Origin of the sequence: Gordonia sp. NPDC057258, from assembly GCF_042668985.1 — a bacterium.
GTDB lineage: Bacteria > Actinomycetota > Actinomycetes > Mycobacteriales > Mycobacteriaceae > Gordonia > Gordonia hongkongensis.
This window is the reverse complement of the sequence record NZ_JBHUXZ010000026.1, coordinates 55771-71815: the sequence shown is the minus strand read 5'-3', so window position 1 is coordinate 71815 and position 16045 is coordinate 55771. Positions and strand designations below refer to the sequence as shown.

11 protein-coding genes are annotated in these 16045 nt (G+C 67.9%); 2 read left to right on the top strand and 9 right to left on the bottom strand.

Annotated features, from left to right (window positions below; translation table 11 throughout):
• Window positions 1-34: 34 nt before the first annotated feature.
• The 3 genes from ACFUEJ_RS17385 to ACFUEJ_RS17375 all read right to left on the bottom strand — a co-directional run bounded on the left by ACFUEJ_RS17385 (window position 35) and on the right by ACFUEJ_RS17375 (window position 1502).
• Complete coding sequence (locus ACFUEJ_RS17385; protein ID WP_171011575.1) at window positions 35-529, bottom strand: DUF5130 family protein; 495 nt, start codon at window positions 527-529, stop codon at window positions 35-37.
• Entirely contained in the window at window positions 516-770 is a 255-nt protein-coding gene (locus ACFUEJ_RS17380) for a hypothetical protein (RefSeq protein ID WP_058250036.1), read from the bottom strand. Before ACFUEJ_RS17380 ends, ACFUEJ_RS17385 begins: the two co-directional genes overlap by 14 nt.
• A 150-nt stretch (window positions 771-920) precedes the next feature.
• Window positions 921-1502: an HNH endonuclease gene (locus tag ACFUEJ_RS17375; RefSeq protein ID WP_388030820.1), complete on the bottom strand. Its 582-nt coding sequence runs from the start codon at window positions 1500-1502 to the stop codon at window positions 921-923.
• A gap of 133 nt (window positions 1503-1635) precedes the next feature.
• Here ACFUEJ_RS17375 and ACFUEJ_RS17370 point away from each other — a divergent pair, with 133 nt between their 5' ends.
• Window positions 1636-2082, top strand: coding sequence for a globin (locus ACFUEJ_RS17370; RefSeq protein WP_226513045.1), 447 nt, complete (start codon window positions 1636-1638; stop codon window positions 2080-2082).
• Between the two features lie 77 nt (window positions 2083-2159).
• Window positions 2160-3950: a glycoside hydrolase family 13 protein gene (locus tag ACFUEJ_RS17365; RefSeq protein ID WP_388030817.1), complete on the top strand. Its 1791-nt coding sequence runs from the start codon at window positions 2160-2162 to the stop codon at window positions 3948-3950.
• A gap of 90 nt (window positions 3951-4040) precedes the next feature.
• On the opposite strand, the gene ACFUEJ_RS17360 is transcribed toward ACFUEJ_RS17365, so the two are convergent.
• The 6 genes from ACFUEJ_RS17360 to ettA all read right to left on the bottom strand — a co-directional run bounded on the left by ACFUEJ_RS17360 (window position 4041) and on the right by ettA (window position 15962).
• Window positions 4041-5744, bottom strand: a complete 1704-nt coding sequence (locus ACFUEJ_RS17360; RefSeq protein WP_068972481.1) for an HNH endonuclease signature motif containing protein — start codon at window positions 5742-5744, stop codon at window positions 4041-4043.
• A gap of 189 nt (window positions 5745-5933) precedes the next feature.
• A complete protein-coding gene (locus ACFUEJ_RS17355) occupies window positions 5934-6623 on the bottom strand; it encodes a hypothetical protein (RefSeq protein WP_226513043.1) in 690 nt (229 codons plus the stop codon).
• The gene (locus ACFUEJ_RS17350; RefSeq protein WP_226513042.1) at window positions 6623-7111 is read right to left on the bottom strand and encodes a thioesterase family protein; all 489 of its coding nucleotides are present in this window, start codon (window positions 7109-7111) and stop codon (window positions 6623-6625) included. Before ACFUEJ_RS17350 ends, ACFUEJ_RS17355 begins: the two co-directional genes overlap by 1 nt.
• A gap of 73 nt (window positions 7112-7184) precedes the next feature.
• Window positions 7185-9446: a molybdopterin-dependent oxidoreductase gene (locus tag ACFUEJ_RS17345; protein ID WP_388030813.1), complete on the bottom strand. Its 2262-nt coding sequence runs from the start codon at window positions 9444-9446 to the stop codon at window positions 7185-7187.
• A gap of 68 nt (window positions 9447-9514) precedes the next feature.
• A complete protein-coding gene (locus ACFUEJ_RS17340) occupies window positions 9515-14248 on the bottom strand; it encodes an NAD-glutamate dehydrogenase (protein WP_159370610.1) in 4734 nt (1577 codons plus the stop codon).
• Between the two features lie 40 nt (window positions 14249-14288).
• Window positions 14289-15962 carry an energy-dependent translational throttle protein EttA gene (gene ettA / locus ACFUEJ_RS17335; protein WP_065629023.1) on the bottom strand — a complete coding sequence of 558 codons (1674 nt, stop codon included), beginning with the start codon at window positions 15960-15962 and terminating at the stop codon, window positions 14289-14291.
• Window positions 15963-16045: the final 83 nt, after the last annotated feature.

Below are 16045 nucleotides of genomic sequence, written 5' to 3'. Positions count from 1 at the left end.
GGGGCGGCCTTCGTGTATCAGGGTGTGCGAGCGATCAGCCGCCGGCGGCGGCGGTGGCCATCACGCGCAGCGAGGCGATCAGCCCGTCGATCAGGTTGCCCTGACGGAAGCCGGTGACCGCGGCGGTGACACCGAGAGCCGCGACGCGATCGTTCACGCGGGTGGACACCTTGTTGCCGGAGACGATGACCACGTCACGCGAGTTCGGAGAGACGGCGATGAGGGTGCCGTACGCGGGCTCGGGCGATTTCGCGAGGATCGCACGGGCGCTGGTCTCCAGCTCACCGTCGAGGTCGCCGATGTAGACCGAGAAGCGCACGAGGGCCTTCTCGCTGGCGGCCTTGAGCGTCTCGTCGAGCGCGATCAGATCCTTCTTGCTGAACGGCGGCGTCGTCGGAGCGTCGGCCGGGTAGCGTGCCGCGGAAATGCGACCGCTGTTGGTGAAGACGGCGCCCAGCGGCAGTTCGGCGGCCGACCGGGCCGCGACCTCGGCGCTCACATTTGCGTGCGTAACCTCACCATTTGCCACTGGCCGAGCTCCCATCGACGTCGCCGGGTTCCGCATGCCGCGGAAGTGCCATCGGTTCGATGTCGGTGGCACTGAAGAGAAGCGGTGCGTGTTCCCACTGCTGGTCGAGGGTGTATTCCTCGACCTTCGGGTACTTGACCCCGGAGGAGAACACCATCGCGACAACACAGAGCAGAACAGCAAGCACCGTGAGAATCGTGACTGGCACTCCGATGGGGACGATCAGGCTGTCGACGTCCATGTCACCCTTTCGATGGTCGCGCCGGACCCGCCCGGTTGTCGGCGCAGGTCATCGTTGATCAATCTAACCCACTGGCCGCCGCCCGGCCCACGGGGGCCTACAGCGCGTCGTAGACGTGTGAGGCGACCCCGTGCGACCGGATCATGCCCCTCACGCGGCGCCGGCATCGAGGTACTGCAGCCACGCCGGATCGATGTCCTTGATGGTGGCCAGCACACGCCAGTGCCTGCCCTTCGGCACGGTCGGAACCGTCCGCAGCGTCCACCCCAGCTCCCCGAGCAGACGATCCGCCTTCCGGTGATTGCACGAGGCACAGCACGCCACGCAGTTCTCCCAGGTGTGCGTCCCGCCCCGACTCCGCGGGACCACGTGGTCGATCGTCGTCGCCCGTGCACCGCAGTAGCCGCACCTGGTCAGGTCACGACGCATCAGAGCGGCCCGGGTCATCGGCACGGTCGCCCGGTACGGCACGTGGACGTATCTGCGGAGGCGGATCACGGTCGGAACCGGAACCGCACCACCCACGGAGTGCACCGCCTCGCCCTGTTCGTCGGCGTGCACCAGATCGGCGCGATCACGGAGGATGAGGACGACCGCACGCCGGACCGTCACGGCCGTCAGCGGCTCGTACGTGGCGTTGAGGAGCAGCACCCGGCGGCGTGTCCAGGCCCCGGCGCCGGGAGCGGGACGGATCTGCCCGCGTCCCGTCTTCGCGTGTGATCTGTGCGTCATCTCGCCTCCCGCCACCCCGCCGAGCACAAGTCCACCACGGTGGCGGTCCCCGTGACAGCTGTTTCACGGTGTCCGGCCAGCTCACGGGGCCGACCCGGCGTCGACGTTGAGACACCGCGCCCGGGTGAGGACAATGGCGAGGGTGACTGGCGAACCCAACACATCCCCTCCGACCCCACCGGCGCCGGCAACCCCCGCGCGCACCTTCTACGACGAGGTCGGCGGTGCCGAGACGTTCCGGCGACTCACGGCCGTGTTCTATCGCGAGGTGGCGCGCGACGAGGTGCTGCGCCCGCTGTATCCCGAGGAGGACCTGGGTCCGGCCGAGCGTCGGATGCGGATGTTCCTCGAACAGTACTGGGGGGGCCCGCGAACCTACTCCGATGAGCGCGGCCATCCCCGACTCCGCATGCGTCACAACCCCTTCCGCGTCGGTCCCATCGAGCGGGACGCGTGGCTGCGCTGTATGCACACCGCAATCGCCTCCATCGACGACGACACGCTCGACGCACCGCACCGCCAGGCGCTGATCGACTACATGGAGATGGCTGCGCAATCGATGATGAATTCACCCATCTGAGAGCGTTTTCTGTCCCGACACGCCGCCCGACTCGCCGACCGACCTGGATTTCTCCGAGAAAACTCAGGTAGGGCACAATGACCACGGTGAGCGATGAGACACCAGAGGTCGTCCCCGCCGAGCCATCCGACGGGGGTCAGCCCGACGACGTCGCGTTCGACGACGGCGCGATCGAGTCCGACGTCGATGCGCTCGAGGAGCCGGCTGCCGGCGAGGCCGTCGTCGCCGCCGACGCACCGGTCGCACCACCCGTTGTGTCGCAGCTGGATCCGGCTGACACCACGTGGTGGAAGTCCGCGGTGTTCTATCAGATCTATCCGCGCTCGTTCTCCGATGTCAGCGGTGACGGCGTCGGCGATCTCGCCGGTGTCATCGACAAACTCGGCTATCTCGAACTCCTCGGGATCGATGCGATCTGGCTCAGTCCGATCATGGCCTCTCCCATGGCAGATCACGGTTACGACGTCTCCGATCCCCGGGACGTCGATCCCCTCTTCGGCGACCTCGACGTCTTCGACGAGCTCATCGCCGAGGCCCACGAACGCGACATCCGGGTGACGATGGACCTCGTCCCCAACCACACGAGTGACCAGCACGAGTGGTTCCAGGCCGCGCTGGCCGCGGCCCCCGGCAGTCCCGAACGCGAGCGGTACATCTTCCGGGACGGCCTCGGTGACGACGGCGACGAGCCGCCGAACAACTGGCACAGCATCTTCGGCGGACCTGCCTGGACCCGGGTCACCGAGGCCGACGGCTCGCCGGGACAGTGGTACCTGCACATCTTCGCCAAGGAGCAGCCGGACCTGAACTGGGAGAACCCGGACGTCTTCGCCGATCTCGAGAAGACGCTGCGCTTCTGGCTGGATCGGGGTGTCGACGGCTTCCGCATCGACGTCGCGCACGGCATGGCCAAACCCGCGGACCTGCCCGACATGGATCTGTCGGCGACCAAATTGCTGCAGAACTCCGACGACGACCCTCGTTTCAACAACTATGCGGTGCACGAGATCCACCGCAAGATCCGCAAGGTCCTCGACGAGTACCCCGGGGCAGCCAACGTCGGTGAGATCTGGGTCAGCGACAACGAGCGATTCGCCGAGTACCTGCGTCCCGACGAACTGCACCTCGGGTTCAACTTCCGGCTCGCCAAGGCGCCGTTCGAATCCGGTGCGATCAGGGAGGCCATCGAGAACTCACTCGACGCGGTGTTGTCGGTGTCCGGTACTCCGACGTGGACGCTGTCCAATCACGATGTCGCCCGCGAGGTCACGCGATACGCCGTCGCCGACCCGGAGACCGGGGCACTCGACCTCGAGCGCGGCACGAGGCGCGCAAGAGCGATGCTCGTCGTCGAAATGGCGCTGCCCGGAACGGTTTTCCTCTACAACGGCAGCGAACTGGGACTGCCGAACGTCGACGACCTGCCCGACGACGCACTCCAGGACCCGGTGTGGGAACGGTCCGGACGCACCGAACGCGGGCGGGACGGCTGCCGCGTCCCGATCCCCTGGGAGGGGACCGAGCCGCCCTTCGGATTCAGTGCGACGTCCGAGACCTGGCTGCCGATCCCGGATTCGTGGCGCGCGCTCACTGTCGAAGCCCAGCTCGAGGACGTGGGGTCGATGCTGTCGCTGTACCGCGCAGCCCTCGACCTGAGGGTGACCCGTCCGGAGTTCACCGGTGAGCACCTCGAGTGGTACGGCGCGCCGGAGGGATGCCTGGCGTTCCGTCGTTCCGAGGGTCAGCTGGTCTGTGCGCTGAACGCCGGCGATGAGCCGGTGCCCCTTCCGCCCGGCGAATTGCTGCTCGTCAGTTCACCTCTCGTCGACGGGATGCTGGCGCCGGACGCAGCGGCCTGGCTGGTGTGACTGAACTCGGGCAGCCGGCCGCGGACCACGTGAGGGGCACGCAGGCACCTCACCGCCGTCGATAGCAAGCAAGACAATCGTGAAACGCTGCTAGAAGGGCGGCGGGTTGGCGTCGTTCCAGCGCTTCTCGGCGCGTTGGTGGCGTCGGAAGTCGTTGTCGCGCTGCTTGGTGAGTCGGTCGCGGGCGGGGTGATCGGGTGATCGTCTGGGGAAGAGCTTGTTGAACAGGTCGCGTCCGCTGAAGGCGTTGCCGACGAACATGTGACCGGTGGGTGTGGTGAACCAGGCGGTGCGGGACTCGTCTTGGTGGTCCTGCCAGCTGGTGAAGGTCTTGATGCGGTGATGGAAGCGGCACAGCGGTTTGAGGTTGCGCGCATCGGTCGGGCCACCGCGCCGCGGGTCGGTGTGATCGAAGGGTTCGGTGTGGTCGAGGTCGATCTGCCAGACCGGGGCGTTGCAGCCGGGGAAGGTGCAGCACAGTTCGCCGGCACGCACCAGCGCCTGCAGCTTCTTCGACGGGGTGTACCGCGTTGTCGAACTGTCTGCCTCGGGAGCCGATGCCAGTGGCGCGGCGGGGGTCGGTGCGGGATGGATGTAGGTGCGTCGCGCTTCGGCGAGGAGTTCTCGCGCGGTGTCGGCGTCGATGATGCCATGGCGGTCGAGGAACGCGGGATCGTCGTCGAGACCGATCAGGGTCGACAGGTTCACCACGATGTGAAAGGTCGCGCGCGGCGCCAGCGAGTCCGACGCCGAGTCGGTCGGCGCGGCCGGGTCATCGGCAGCGGTGTCGGGGGCTGACGGGTCGACGAAGGTGTCCGCATCCACCATCTCAGCAGCTGGTGCAGGCGGCTCGGCGGTATCCACTGTCGCTGGGTCGAAATCTGGTGCTGTGTCGGGTTCGGTTGCGGCAGGTCGACAGTCGTCGCATAGGCAGGTGATGGCGGCTTCGCCGCGCGAAAGTGCTTTGAGGGCATCGACCCGGCGATTGGCCAACTTTCGAGGGTCACCGGCGTGGACCGCGGTGGCCATCGCCGTCAGGCGGGCGTCGAACTCGGCGGCATCAGCATCGGGCAGCGTCCCGGAGATCCGGGACTGCCCCGGCGTGAACCGATCGGGGGTGACCGTCACCTTGCGGTCGGACTTCACTCGCTCCTTGCGTCGGCGGATCGCGTCGGGTGCCCACTTGGCGACGATCGAATCGACCATGGCGGTGAACCGGGCCGTCGACATCGGTGGGCGGGCGAAGATCGCTTCGGCGAGATGGGCGTCGACGGTCTGCATCTCTTCGTCGTCGGTGATGAGATCGGTGCGCTTGAGAGCGATGAGGAAGCGGCGCTTGTCGATTCGACCGCACGCCAGTGCGTGCCCGGTGAAGGAGAGTCGGTAGCGCAGTGCGTCGCCGGCCTCGATGAGGTCTTTCGCCTCGGCCGGTGTCACGGTGAGGGTGGCGCCGACTTCGGCGATGGCTTGTTCGAGACCGTTGGGCCCGAACTGCTCGTAGGGGTTCTCGCCGGCGGCCACTCGCGCTGATAGGTGCTCGAAGGCTTCGATGGAGTCGAGTTCGCCGCTGTGCGTCTCGGCGCGGCGCTGCGCGTAATCCATCTCGCGTTCATCGTGAATGAGGCTGGCAACGACCATCATTCGATGCGCGGACGCTGCCGCCAAGCCCGCGCAGTGGTTGAGGACCTCGACGAGTTCGGATGCGGAGAGTTCATGGTCGGGACGAAAGCGCGGTTCGACGGACTCCTGTGATGGGTCCACCGCCGTGGATCCGGCCCCCGCCCCCGATGACATGACACCATCGAACTCGAAAATATGTTCGAGTCAAGGCTTGATTTTTCCAAGTCCCGGACGTCCTACAAATCGAACCACGACGTACTGACAGGCCTCCGACTTCGAGATAATCGTGTCTGCGTGGCGGCCAGTGCGAATCACCATGGCTGGAGCTCAGGCGACAAGAGAGATCATCGTGAGACACACCGTTTAGTTCAGGACGGTGACCGCGAGATCGCGGTGCCGGCGCTGGTACACCGAGCCGAAGCGTGCATCGATCCGAATCCACGCCGCCGACATCCGGATTCGTACCGGTTCGTCGGCTGCGATCGCCCCGGTGTCGGAGGTCTCGGTGACCGCTCGTCCGTCCGCGTCGCGGATGAATCCCATGCCGGTCAGGGCGAAGACCGATCGCATGCTCACCGCGGCCCGCAGCGCACCCTCCTCCGACGTGACCTCGAGGACATCCTGATCGAGCAGACCCGTTGCGGGACCGTGCCCGCTCCCCTCCTCGCGCGCCACCCGGGCGCCTTCCCGAGACAGTTCGACCACGCTGCGGGCGGGTACGTCGTCGATGTGCCGGAACCCGATCGCAGCGGGAAGCGCTCCGCGCCAGGCACTGTCGAGGGAGAAGCCGGGATCGACCGCGGCGCCCGGGCCGGCCGATTCGACGGTCGCACGCAGTGTCGAAGCGTCGCACACGATGTCGGTCGGCGCGATTCGTCCGGTCACCGATCGGGTGGCGAGGACGTCGAACCCGGTATGTGCCCACAAGGCCACCAGACCGTCCGAACGCGCGACCACCCGGACGACGGCGGCATCGTCGAGACGTACTGCGTGCGAGAGGAACGCGAGGGCGTTCGATCGGTCCGAGGACGCGAACTCGATGAACCGCTCCATCAACTCGGCCCGCCGCGTGTGGCCGATTCCCCGGCAGGGCGGCGGAATCCGGCGAGGTAGTCCTTCTGTTCCGGGGTGAGCCGGGCGATGCGCTGGGCCGCCACGTCGAAGGCGACGAGCTGCGTGCTGGCGACCACGGCGGGTCGAGAGGCGGGGTCGGCACCCGCCGCGCGCACTTCGTAGCCGACGGTGAAGTCGACGGCCCGCAGGCGTTCGACGAACATGGTGACCTCGATCGGCCCCTCGGAATGACGCAGCTGCGCTTGATATCTCACGTGTAGGTCGGCGACGAGGCAGCCGTCGCGCAGGGGCGCGGTCGGTCGGCCGTCGTAGAAGAGCCAGGGAATGCGCGCCTCTTCGAGCAACGTCACCATCCGGGCGTGGTTGATGTGCGCGTAGACATCCATGTCCGACCAGCGCACCGGCACCTTGACCAGGTATCCGTCAGCGGTCGTGGTCCCGGCGTCCTCGTTGAGCACGTGCGTCATCCCCTGTCTGATCGGCGTCGGCGTGCAGCCCTGGCGGCCACCCCGGCCCAACCCTACGCACTACCCGCCCCGGTCAAGCAGGCGCGATCTCCACCGGCAGACCGTTGAGGACGACGGTCCCCGAGAGCGGGTCGAGCAGGGCGCCGTCGTTCAGGTCGTTCACGTTCACACCCGGCTCGGCGGCGGCGACGCCCAGTCTGATGCCCTCGACATCATGGCCCCACCCGTGCGGCAGCGACGCGACCCCGGGTCGGATGTCGGTGGTGATCTCGACGGGCACGGTCAGCGAACCACCCGCACCACGGACCTTGGCGACATCGAAGATGCCGAGTCGGTCGGCATCGTCAGGATGCATGAGCAGGGTGCAGCGATTGGTGCCGCCGGTGAGGGCCGGGAGATTGTGCATCCAGCTGTTGTTGGACCGCAGGTGGCGGCGGCCGACCAGCAGCAGGCTGCCGTCGGCGGCCGGCGCCGGGTCGCGCCCGGCGTCCACCGCTGCACTCAGGCGCGCGAGGTCGCCGATGAGCGGGTCGGGAGCGAGTTCGATCTTGCCGGACGCCGTGCGGAGCACCCCGGGCAGGCGCGGCCGCATCGGCCCCAGATCGATACCGTGTGGCGCGGCCAGCACATCCGCGAACGTGAGGCCGTCGCGGGAGCCGAAGGCGTCGCCGTACGCCCCGAGGCGGAACAGCATGTCCAGACGACGCTGGTGCCCGGGCGCGTCGGGCAACATCGCGACGAGCGAGGCGACGTCACGGCCGGCGACGGGCGAATAGGGGTCGGTGACCTCCTTCGACAGCGTGGCCGCGATGACCTGTTCGTCGACGAGCCCCGGGTCGGCGTCGACCCCGGCCCCGGACAGGCCCAGGATCAGCCGGCAGACGATCTCGATCTCGTCGGGACGGCCCACCGGGAGCGGCAACACGGGCGGCGAGTAGCGGGCGGTGGCCCGGACCGCCAGGTTGTTCAGGATGGCGTCGAAATGCGGACTCTGCGATGGGCGCGGCGGCGGCAGCACGACGTGTGCGTGCCGCGTCGTCTCGTTCAGATAGGGGTCGACGCAGACCACGAACTGTGCGTCGTCGAGTGCGCGTCCCAGTCGTGCGCCGTTCGGCGCGGACAGGACGGGGTTGCCCGACACCGTCACCAGCGCCCGCAACCGCCCCTCGCCGGGCGTCTCGAACTCCTCGGCCATCGCGACGGCGGGGAGCTCACCGCCGACCTCCGCGTGACCGGAGACCCGGCTGCGCCACCGCCCGGTACGGAACCCCCGGCCCGCACGGGCCGGGCGGGGCGACGGAGCGGTCGGTGCGAGCGGGAACATCACTCCCCCGGGCCGGTCGAAGTTGCCGGTGAGGATGTTCACCACGTCGATGAGCCAACTGCCGATGGTCCCGAATTGCACTGTGGTGGTGCCCATCCGGCCGTAGACGGCGGCCGATTCCGACGCGGCGATCGACCGGGCGAGAGCCCGGATGTCGGCGGCCGCCACACCACAGAACGAGGCGACCCGTTCGGGAGTGAAACCGCTCAGCTCGTCGCGCAGCGCCTCCACGCCGGTGACATGCGTGGCGATCCCGCCGAGGTCGGCGGCGACGAGGTCCTCGTCGAACAGGCACTGCACCACCGCGCACAGCAGCGCCGCATCCGTTCCGGGCCGCGGCGCGATGTGGGTGTCCGCCAACTTCGCCGTGCGGGTGCGTGCCGGGTCGATGACGGTCAGGCGCCCGCCCCGGCGGCGCAGCGCGGTCAGTTTCCCGGGGAAGTCGGCGGCGGTGGTCACACTGCCGTTGGAGACCACCGGGTTCGCTCCGATGATCACGAGATGATCGGTGCGGTCGAGGTCCGGGACGGCAAAAGTCCCCGCATGACCGACGAGGTAACCGGTGGCCGCCTGCTTCGGCATCTGGTCGAGGGTGCTGGCGCTGAACACGTTGCGGGTACCGAGTGCCCGGATGAGCAAGGGCGCGTACATCGTGCCGGCGACGGTGTGCGCGGACGGATTGCCGAGGTAGAAGCCGATCGACTCGCCGCCGGAGGTCGAGATCACCTCGCGCAGCCCGTCGACCGCAGCGGTGAGCGCTGTGTCCCAATCGGTTTCGACGAGCCGACCATCGCGCCGGATGAGCGGACGGTCGAGACGATCGGGATCGTTGTCGAGCTGGGCGAAACTCGCACCCTTCGGACACAGGTAGCCGGCACTGAACACGTCGTCGGCGTCACCGCGCGCGGCGGTGACGATCTCGCCGCCGGTCGTGCGGTCCCGGCCGATGGTGAGGGTCAGACCGCAGGTGGCCTCGCAGAGCGGGCAGATGCGCGGTGCGGTTCGGGTCATGTGCTCAGGCTAGGCGCTCGGCACACCTGACTGCGACGGATTCGACGACGGCAGCCGTCGCCTGCGCATCAGCGGATCACGCTCCGCAGCTGCCGGGCCGCGACGGAGAGCGTGGCCAGGTCCGCGGTCCCGGTCTCCTCGATCTCCCGGAGCACGCTACGTACCCGGCTCAGCCGGTTCGACCGCGAGGACTCCCACTCGGCGATCTTGTCGGCCGTGCTCTCCCCGGGTTCGCTGACCTCCAGGATCCGCAGGGTCAGCGCACGGAGCGCACCGTGCATGTCGTCACGCACTGCCAACCGGGCCAGCGCATGCCATCGATCGCCGAATTCGAGTCCCGACACCGCCGTGAGCAGCTGTTCGAGACCGAAGTGCTCCATCACCCCGAAGTAGAGGTCGCCGACCTCGCCGGCGTCCCGGTCGGCGATCTCGGCCGCGTCGATGATGTCGAGCAGACAGAAGCGGTGCAGGCTAGCCGCGACGGTGTGGGCGAGGTCCTCGGGAACGCCGTGCTCGATGTAGGTGTCGGCGCGCTCGGCGACATCGCGTGCCGAACTCGGCCCGTACCAGTCGTCGATGACCTCGGACAGTGCTGCCACCCGCTCGCCGTAGCGGGTGATCTCGGCGGCCATGGCCAATGGTTGCGGCCGGAAGGCGAGCAGCCACCGCGAGGCGCGGAACAGCAGACGGCGCGCGTACAGCATCATCTCGTCGACGGCCTCGACCGGAGCCGGTGCATGCCGAATGCCCTCGAACACCTCGTTCATGCCGAAGACCTTGTTGGACACCACATACGCGCGGACGCCCTCCTCGGTACTGCAGCTGCTCCCCTCGCTCAACCGGAACAGGTGGGTCATCCCGGCGTGGTCGATCACGTCGTTGACGAGGGTCGTCGCCACGATCTGACGCCGCAACCGGTGTCCGCTGATCGCGTCGGAATGCTCGGTGCGCACCGCGTCCGGGAAGTAGCGCGCGACGCGGGGTGCGAACACGTCGTTGTCGGGGAGGTCGGTGGCGAGCAGGTCGGATTTGGACTCGAGCTTGACGTGCGCCATGAGCGTGGCGAACTCGGGCGACGTGAGACCGCGGTGGAGCTCACTGCCGACCCGCTTGCGCAGCTCGCGCGGCTCGGGCAGCGCTTCCAGGCGTAGGTCGACGCCCCGTTTGGCGGCGAGGTGTTCGAGCATGCGGGCGTGCACCTCCACTCGCAGCAGCTCGAATGTGCGGCAGAATCCGAGCTCGGAGTTCTGCGAGATGTTGTCGGCGAGAACGAGTTCGGCGACCTCGTCGGTCATCGACTCCAGTAGGGGGTCGCGTTCGTCGGCGTCGAGGCCGCCCGCCGAGACCGCCGCGTCGAGCAGGATCTTGATGTTCACCTCGTGGTCGGAACAGTCGACCCCGGCCGAGTTGTCGAGGGCGTCGGTGTTGATCCGGCCCCCGGCGAGGTCGAACTCGATGCGCCCGCGTTCGGTGACCCCGAGGTTGCCGCCCTCTCCGATCACCCTGGCACGCAACTCGTTTCCGTCGACGCGGATCGCGTCGTTGGACTTGTCGCCGACACTCGCATGTGATTCGGTCGACGCCTTCACGTAGGTCCCGATGCCGCCGTTCCACAGGAGGTCGACCGGAGCGAGCAGGATCGCGCGTATCAATTCGGGTGGTGAGAGTTCTGTCGTGCCGTCTTCCATGCCCAGCGCGTCCACCATCTCGGGGGTGATCGGGATCGACTTGCGGTCGCGCTCCCACACCCCGCCGCCGGCACTGATGAGGTCGGTGTCGTAGTCCGCCCACGACGACCGCGGGAGGCCGAACAACCGCTTCCGTTCGGTGAACGACGCCGCCGCCTCCGGATCGGGGTCGACGAAGATGTGCCGGTGATCGAACGCGGCGACGAGCCGGATATGCTCGCTGAGCAGCATCCCGTTGCCGAACACGTCGCCGCTCATGTCGCCGATCCCGACGACGGTGAAGTCCTGCGACTGCGTGTCGGTCCCCATCTCGCGGAAATGCCGCTTGACCGACTCCCACGCGCCCCGGGCAGTGATACCCATGGCCTTGTGGTCGTACCCGGCCGACCCGCCGGAGGCGAAGGCGTCGCCGAGCCAGAACCCGTACGACTTCGACACGTCGTTGGCGATGTCGGAGAACGAGGCGGTGCCCTTGTCGGCCGCCACCACCAGGTAGGTGTCGTCGGAGTCGAGCCGGACGACCCCGCGGGCGGGGATGACCTCCCCGGTCGCGAGGTCGATGTTGTCGGTCACGTCGAGCAGGCCGGCGATGAACTGCCGGTAGCACGCGATCCCTTCCTCCCGCTGCGCCTCCCGGTCCCGCGCGGCGTAACCGGTCGGCGGCGGCGGCTGTTTGACCACGAAACCGCCCTTGGCGCCGAGCGGCACGATCACCGCGTTCTTCACCGCCTGCGCCTTGACCAGGCCGAGGATCTCGGTGCGGAAATCCTCCCGGCGGTCCGACCAGCGCAGGCCGCCACGGGCGACCGAGCCGAATCGGAGGTGCACCCCCTCTACGCGCGGTGAGTAGACGAAGATCTCGTGCAGCGGACGGGGTTTAGGGGTCTGCGGGATGTCGCGCGGACGGAGTTTGAACGAGATGACCGGACAGTGATCGGAGTCCGACGACCCGCCGTCGACGAAGTAGTTCGTGCGGTCGGTCGCCGACAGCACCGCCGCGAACGCGGAGACGATGCGGTCGGCATCGAGGCCCAACACGAGTCCGATCTCCTCGTCGAGCTTGTCGCGTACCCGCTTTCGGCGCTGTTCGTCGGCGGTGTCGGGATCGAACGACGCGACGAACAGGTCGACGAGGCCGCGGGTGATGGCGAGGTGTTGGCCGAGGACGCTGGCGACGTGGGCCGAACTGTACGAGAACCCGCATTGGCGCAGGTACTGCCCGTAGGCGCGCAGCATCGCCGCCGACCGCCAGTCCAGGCCCGACCTGATGACGAGTTCGTTGTAGGCGTCGACGTCCGCACCGGCGAGCCAGATCCGGCGGAACGCCTCGGTGAACCGATCGGCGAGGTCGTCGGCGTGGTCGAGGTCGACGGTCATCCCGGCCGCGAGTTGGACGCTGAATTCGTAGGCCCAGCAGACGGTGTCGTCGAGCCGATGGATCTCGTACGGGTGCTCCTCGAGGACATCGAGACCGAGACTGTGCAACACCGGCAGGACATCGGTCAGTGTCGCCGACGCACCGCAGAGGTACAGCGTGAAGATCCACCGGTCCGGCTCGCGCCCGTCGGTCGCCGTCTCGGCGGCGTCGAGGGTCACGTCGATCTCACCCGGTTCCAGACCGACGACGCGGATGAGGTCGGCGAGGGCCGCATGCGGCTCGCGGAGCTCCTTGTAGTCCTCCGACAACGAGGACAACTGGCGCAGCAGCACGTCCGGGCCGCCGTCGAGTGCCGGGACGTCTTCTGCGACAGCCAGTTCGCGCACCCGCTCGTCCCAACCGCGGATGGCGGCGACCAGCGCCGCCTGCACGCGTGCGTGGGCCGGTGATCCGGTGTCGACCGAGCCGAGTTCGGCCGCCGTCGTCGGGTCGATACAGACCAGCACCTGCAACAGTGCCAACGGCATCTCGCTGACACGCGCCGTGTACTCCAGCCCGGTCCCGTCCACCTCGGCGACGAGCGCGCGCTCGAGGGCGAGACGGGTGGACGTGTTGTAGCGGTCCCGGGGCAGGTAGATGAGGGCGACGGCGGTGCGTCCGTCGAAGTTGGTGCGCAGGAACAGCCGCAGCGACCGCGTCGCCACCGCGTCCAGCATCTCGGTCAGGCGGCGTTCGAGCTCGTCCTCGGTGGACGAGAACATCTCCACCAGCGGATAGTTCTGCAGCAGCTCGATCATGGACTGACCGGCGAAGGAATCCTCCTCGACGCCCGCCTGCGCGAGGACGTCGTGCACCTTGGCGCGCAGGACCGGGACGTCGAGCACCGCCTGATGATTGCCGGCGGAGGTGAGGGTACCCAGGAAACGATGCTCGCCGTCGTGTTCGCCATTCGCATCGAACGTCGGAACCTGCACGAGCACAGGGAAATTGGTGCGCTGGATGCCGGTCGCCACGAACACCCGGCTGACCCGCGGGACCAGCGGACGATCAGTCACCGACGGGAAGTCGCGGCTGACGGAGTCGGTTCGCCACACACCGAGACGGGCGGCGTCCCCGGCGGGCCCGTCCCCGCCCACCCGCACATGGCCCAGCGGGTGGAAGTGGTTGCCGGCGAACCACTCGAGCAGTGCGGCGTACTCACCACGGTCGGCGTCGGAGACTCCGGCCCCCGGCAGCGGCGCCTCGGCCATCCCGGCGGCGCACTCGGCCATCCGAGAGCGCATCGCCGACGCATCGGCGTCGACGTCGATGACCCGCGAGACGACCTCGCGGAGGTCGTCGCGCAGCGGTTCAGGATCGATGCCCGGGTGACGTGCGAGGCCGCAGACCGCGATCCAGGACTCCGGGGTCGTCTCGCCGGAGTCGACGGCGACGAGTGTGCCGTCGGGGTCCCGCTGAACGGGTATCACCGGGTGGTCCATGCGATCGACGGTGAGGTCGTGCGCCTCGACCGTGGCCAGGACGGCTTCGACGAGCATCGGCATGTCGTCGTTGACGACGAGGATCTCGACGGTGCCGCCCTCGCCCGCGGTCACTCCGACGAGCGCCTCTCCGCGGCGGCGGACCCGCGCGTCATCGAGATGTCTGCGCACCCGGTCGGCGGCCGACTCACCTGCCGACCCGTCGGTCCGCGACCTGAAGTAGTGGTCCACCGCGTCCGGAACGAGTGACGTCACATCTGCCGATGCTAGTCACCCGCGCCGGGCGGAACCGGGATTAATCGCGAGTCAGTTTGCGGTGCGTGACCCGGTGCGGGCGGGCGGCGTCGGCGCCGAGGCGATCCACTTTGTTGGCCTCGTAGGCCTCGAAGTTGCCCTCGAACCAGAACCACTGCCCCTCTTCGACGTTGCCTTCCCACGCCAGGATGTGGGTACAGGTGCGGTCGAGGAACCAGCGGTCGTGGCTGATGACCACGGCACACCCGGGGAACTGCTCCAGCGCGTTCTCCAGCGAGCCCAGGGTCTCGACGTCTAGGTCGTTGGTCGGCTCGTCGAGAAGGATCAGGTTGCCGCCCTCTTTCAGGGTGAGCGCGAGGTTCAGGCGGTTGCGCTCACCACCGGAGAGCACCTCCGAGCGCTTCTGCTGGTCAGGGCCCTTGAACCCGAAGGCGCTGACGTAGGCGCGCGAGGGCATCTCGTTCTGGCCGACCTCGATGTAGTCGAGCCCGTCGGAGACGACCTCCCACACCGTCTTCTTGGGGTCGATGTTGGCGCGGCTCTGGTCGACGTAACTCAGCTTGACCGTCTCGCCGACCTTCACCGTGCCCGAATCGGGCTGCTCGAGGCCGACGATCGTCTTGAACAGGGTCGTCTTGCCGACGCCGTTCGGACCGATCACACCGACGATGCCGTTGCGCGGCAGGGTGAACGACAGGTCCTTGATGAGAACCCGGCCCTCGAAGCCCTTGTCCAGGTGCGAGACCTCGACCACGACGTCGCCCAGGCGCGGCGGCGTCGGGATCTGGATCTCCTCGAAGTCGAGCTTGCGGGTCTTCTCCGCTTCGGCCGCCATCTCCTCGTAGCGTGCGAGGCGGGCCTTGTTCTTGGTCTGGCGGGCCTTGGCGCCGGAGCGGACCCAGGCGAGCTCTTCCTTGAGCCGCTTCTGCAGCTTCTGGTCCTTCTTGCCCTGGACCTCGAGACGCTCGGCCTTCTTCTCCAGGTAGGTCGAGTAGTTGCCCTCGTAGGGGTGCAGCTTGCCGCGGTCGACCTCACAGATCCACTGCGCGACGTGATCGAGGAAGTACCGGTCGTGGGTCACGGCCAGCACTGCTCCCGAGTAGTTCGCGAGGAACTGCTCCAGCCACAGCACCGACTCGGCGTCGAGGTGGTTGGTCGGCTCGTCGAGCAGCAGGAGGTCGGGCTTCTGCAGCAGCAGTTTGCACAGTGCGACGCGGCGACGTTCACCACCGGACAGGTGGGTGACCGGCGAATCGGCCGGCGGGCAGCGCAGCGCATCCATCGCCTGCTCGAGCTGGGAGTCGAGGTCCCAGGCGTCGTTGTTGTCCAGGTCCTCCTGGAGCTTGCCCATCTCTTCCATCAGCTCGTCGGAGTAGTCCGTCGCGAGCTGTTCGGCGATCTCGTTGAAGCGGTCGAGCTTGACCTTGATCTCACCCATGCCCTCCTCGACGTTCTCCTTGACCGTCTTCTCCTCGTTGAGGGGCGGCTCCTGCAGGAGGATGCCGACGGTTGCGTCGGGGTCGAGGAACGCCTCGCCGTTCGACGGCTGGTCCAGGCCGGCCATGATCTTCAGGATCGACGACTTGCCCGCGCCGTTGGGTCCCACGACGCCGATCTTGGCGCCCGGGTAGAAGGACATGGTGACGTCGTCGAGGATGACCTTGTCGCCGTGCGCCTTGCGAACCTTCTTCATCGTGTAGATGAACTCAGCCACGTGAAAACTCCTTCGGACCTGCTCGATGCCGTGTGATCTGTCTGCCGCGGACGCGGGGGGTGTGCGCCCGGGCGCACACACAA

What these genes read in the sequence shown, in the direction of transcription:
- ACFUEJ_RS17370 (WP_226513045.1), top strand. Translation starts at nt 1,636, where the DNA reads ATGGCGAGGGTGACTGGCGAACCCAACACATCCCCTCCGACCCCACCG.
- ACFUEJ_RS17380 (WP_058250036.1), bottom strand. Translation starts at nt 770, where the DNA reads ATGGACGTCGACAGCCTGATCGTCCCCATCGGAGTGCCAGTCACGATT.
- ACFUEJ_RS17355 (WP_226513043.1), bottom strand. Translation starts at nt 6,623, where the DNA reads ATGGAGCGGTTCATCGAGTTCGCGTCCTCGGACCGATCGAACGCCCTC.
- ACFUEJ_RS17375 (WP_388030820.1), bottom strand. Translation starts at nt 1,502, where the DNA reads ATGACGCACAGATCACACGCGAAGACGGGACGCGGGCAGATCCGTCCC.
- ACFUEJ_RS17350 (WP_226513042.1), bottom strand. Translation starts at nt 7,111, where the DNA reads ATGACGCACGTGCTCAACGAGGACGCCGGGACCACGACCGCTGACGGA.
- ACFUEJ_RS17365 (WP_388030817.1), top strand. Translation starts at nt 2,160, where the DNA reads ATGACCACGGTGAGCGATGAGACACCAGAGGTCGTCCCCGCCGAGCCA.
- ACFUEJ_RS17360 (WP_068972481.1), bottom strand. Translation starts at nt 5,744, where the DNA reads ATGTCATCGGGGGCGGGGGCCGGATCCACGGCGGTGGACCCATCACAG.
- ACFUEJ_RS17345 (WP_388030813.1), bottom strand. Translation starts at nt 9,446, where the DNA reads ATGACCCGAACCGCACCGCGCATCTGCCCGCTCTGCGAGGCCACCTGC.